This window comes from Streptomyces laculatispora, assembly GCF_017353455.1.
Taxonomy (GTDB): domain Bacteria; phylum Actinomycetota; class Actinomycetes; order Streptomycetales; family Streptomycetaceae; genus Streptomyces; species Streptomyces laculatispora.
Genome location: NZ_JAFMPZ010000424.1, coordinates 1 through 2,830, shown reverse-complemented (window position 1 = coordinate 2,830; position 2,830 = coordinate 1). Strand labels below are relative to the sequence as shown.

Below are 2,830 nucleotides of genomic sequence, written 5' to 3'. Positions count from 1 at the left end.
GTCGTCACAGCGGCCGGCGCCGTCTCCGTGGCCGCCGTACTCACCGCGTGCGGCGGCTCGAAGGAGGCGGCCGGTTCCGGCGCCGTCGAGCATGCCGGTGAGAGCGGGGCCGGCGGCGGGGGCGGCGTGCTCGCGAAGACCACCGACATCCCGGAGGGCGGCGGGAAGATCTTCACGGAACAGGGGGTCGTGGTGACGCAGCCCGCGGCCGGTCAGTTCAAGGCGTTCTCGTCGAAGTGCACACACACGGGCTGCTCGGTGTCGAGCGTCGCAAACGGCACCATCAACTGTCCCTGTCACGGAAGCAAGTTCGACGTGGCGACGGGCAGCGTGAAGGCGGGTCCCGCCACCGAGCCGCTGCCGGCCACCCCGATCGAGGTCCAGGGCGACACGATCAGCCTCGCGTCCTAGAACGGCCCCCCAGCCAGCAGCCGAGCACCTCGTCCGTGGTGGCGACGGTGGCGACCAGGGCGAGGGTGTTGCGGATCATCGCGGGGGTGTAGTCGGCAGGCACCCCCGCGATGGCGTCGGACGGCACCACCGCCGTGTAGCCGAGGTTCACGGCGTCGAACACCGCGTTGGGGATGGCCACGTTGGCCGACACCCCGGTGACGACGAGCGTGCGGCAGCCCAGGTTGCGGAGCAGCGCGTCCACATCCGTGCCCGCGACGGGCGAGAGCCCGTGGAGCCTGCGGACGACGAGGTCCTCGTCCGCCACCTCGATCGGCTCGGCGATCCGGACCGCCGTGGTGCCCGAGTGCTGCTGCACGGGCAGTCGCCCGGCGGCGCGGAAGAGCCGGGCGTTGTGGTTGGCACCGCGGCCGTCGGGGCGGCGTTCAGCCACGGCGTGCAGCACCTGGACACCGCTCTCGTGAGCGGCGGCGACCAGCCGGGCCACGTTGTGCAGCGCCCCGGAGGACCTGGCCTCCTTGGCGAGTTCGGGCAGTGCGCTGCCCGGCCCCACCACCCCCTGCTGGCACTCCACCGTCAGCAGGACGGTGGAGGCCGGATCGATCTGTTCGGCGAGCTGTTCCCTGGACGGCACGGCTGCCCCTCTCGGCGACGGAACGGGCGCGCGAGGCTAACCTCCATTGCGCGATGAGGGAAGAGGCTCCATGCTTCCTGACACACAGTCAGCTAACAGGAGGGGGCTCCCCATGGCCGTCATTCAGCGACGGGGCCGCCGGATCAGGATGACGGACGAGGAACGCGACACCTACCTCGCCGAACAGCGCACCTGCCGGGTCGCCACCGTCGGCCCGGACGGCCGCCCGCACGTCGGGGCGCTCTGGTTCTGCTGGGACGGCACCTCACTGTGGCTCTACTCGATCACCCGGAGCCTGCGCTGGTCGCAACTCGGCCACGACCCGAAGATCGCCGTGGTCGTCGACGACGGAGTGGAGTACGGGGAGCTGCGCGGCATCGAGCTCTCGGGCGACGCGGTGTTCGTCGGCGAGGCACCGCGTACCGGCGAGCCCTGCCCGGAACTCGCTGTCCCCGAGCAGCTGTTCGCGGCGAAGTACTTCGGCATGGAGGTGATGCCGCACGACGGCCGGCACGCTTGGCTGCGGCTCACCCCTGAAGCCGTCACCTCCTGGGACTTCAGCAAGCTCGCCGGCCCGAGCGGCGTCTGACAGCCCACCAGGACCGCCGCACCCGGGTGTGCGGCGGGGCGGCACACCGCCCCGCTGCCCGCCGCGGGACCTATCTGTCCTCCACCGGCTCGTCCAGCTCCCGGCCCGCCTCCCGCAGGGCCGCGACCGCCGCCCTGATCGACGGCCGCCGGTCCGCGTCCGCCCGCCAGACGGCATGGACATGACGCCGCATCCTCTGCCGGACGGGCACCAGCCGCACCCCCTCCGGCACCGGTCCGCGACCGAGCCTGGGCGCCACACACACCCCCATACCGGCTGCGATCAGGGCGAGTTGGGTGTGGTGCTCACCCGCGAGGTGGGCGATTCGCGGTTCGATGCCCTTGGAGCGGAGGGTGAACATCAGCCACTCGTAACAGAACTCGCCCTCGGGCCAGGACACCCAGTCGTCGTCGGCGAAGTCCTCCAGATCCACCTCGGCCCGGTCCGCGAGCGGATGCCCGGCCGGCATCGCGACGTCCGGGACGTCGTCGAGCAGTCGCGCCGTGGCCAGACCGCCCGGCACCGGCAGCCGCTTGTTGCTCCAGTCCAGCACCACCGCAAGGTCGATGTCGCCCCGGAACACCGCGCGAATTCCGGCCTCGGGCTCCAGCTCACTGGTACGCACCCGGAGTTCGGGGTGATCCGCGCGCAGGCCGAGCAGGGTGGACGGGAAGAGACCGCGCGCCGCGGTGGGGAACGCGCCCAGCCGGATCTCGCCCACCACCTCGCCCCGCTGCGCCTCGATGTCGGACTGGGCGAGCTCGACCTGGGAGAGGATCCGGGCCGCGTGGTCGGCGAGCAGCTGTCCCGCGTCGGTGAGCCGGACCCCGCGGCCGTTCTTGGCGAGCAGTTGCTGACCCACCTCACGCTCCAGCTTGGCCATCTGCTGCGAGACGGCCGACGTCGTGACGTGCAGACCCTCGGCGGCGCCACTGACCGAACCGAGCCGGGCGAGGGCATCCAGGGTGCGCAGGCGCTCCAGATTCAACATGTAAGCAATGCTACGCGGACCGTCACACAAAATCTCACTTGTGCTACGAGATTGAATTGGTCATCGTGGAGCCCATGAGCGCACCGCCCGCACCGCCCGTACCAACAGCCCAGCCGCCGGCCGGGGCCACCGACGCGCCGGCCTCCTCCTTGACCGACCCCGGCCCGTCCGCCGGCCCCGCCTCCCCTGCCGACCCCGTCGACGC

Annotated in this window: 4 protein-coding genes; 2 read left to right on the top strand and 2 right to left on the bottom strand. The window is 71.7% G+C overall.

What is annotated here, in order from left to right; genetic code table 11:
* Positions 1-411 (top strand): Rieske (2Fe-2S) protein (locus J1C73_RS21200; RefSeq protein ID WP_207317806.1); only part of this gene is annotated, 411 nt, incomplete at its 5' end.
* On the opposite strand, the gene J1C73_RS21195 is transcribed toward J1C73_RS21200, so the two are convergent.
* Entirely contained in the window at positions 395-1,045 is a 651-nt protein-coding gene (locus J1C73_RS21195; protein WP_207317805.1) for a cysteine hydrolase family protein, read from the bottom strand. The two genes, J1C73_RS21200 and J1C73_RS21195, sit on opposite strands and share 17 nt — an antisense overlap.
* A gap of 112 nt (positions 1,046-1,157) precedes the next feature.
* Between J1C73_RS21195 and J1C73_RS21190 the strand changes: the two genes are divergently transcribed.
* The gene (locus tag J1C73_RS21190; protein ID WP_207317804.1) at positions 1,158-1,634 is read left to right on the top strand and encodes a pyridoxamine 5'-phosphate oxidase family protein; all 477 of its coding nucleotides are present in this window, start codon (positions 1,158-1,160) and stop codon (positions 1,632-1,634) included.
* 70 nt (positions 1,635-1,704) lie between these two features.
* On the opposite strand, the gene J1C73_RS21185 is transcribed toward J1C73_RS21190, so the two are convergent.
* On the bottom strand, positions 1,705-2,625 hold the full coding sequence (locus tag J1C73_RS21185; protein ID WP_207317803.1) for a LysR family transcriptional regulator: 921 nt from the start codon (positions 2,623-2,625) through the stop codon (positions 1,705-1,707).
* Positions 2,626-2,830: the final 205 nt, after the last annotated feature.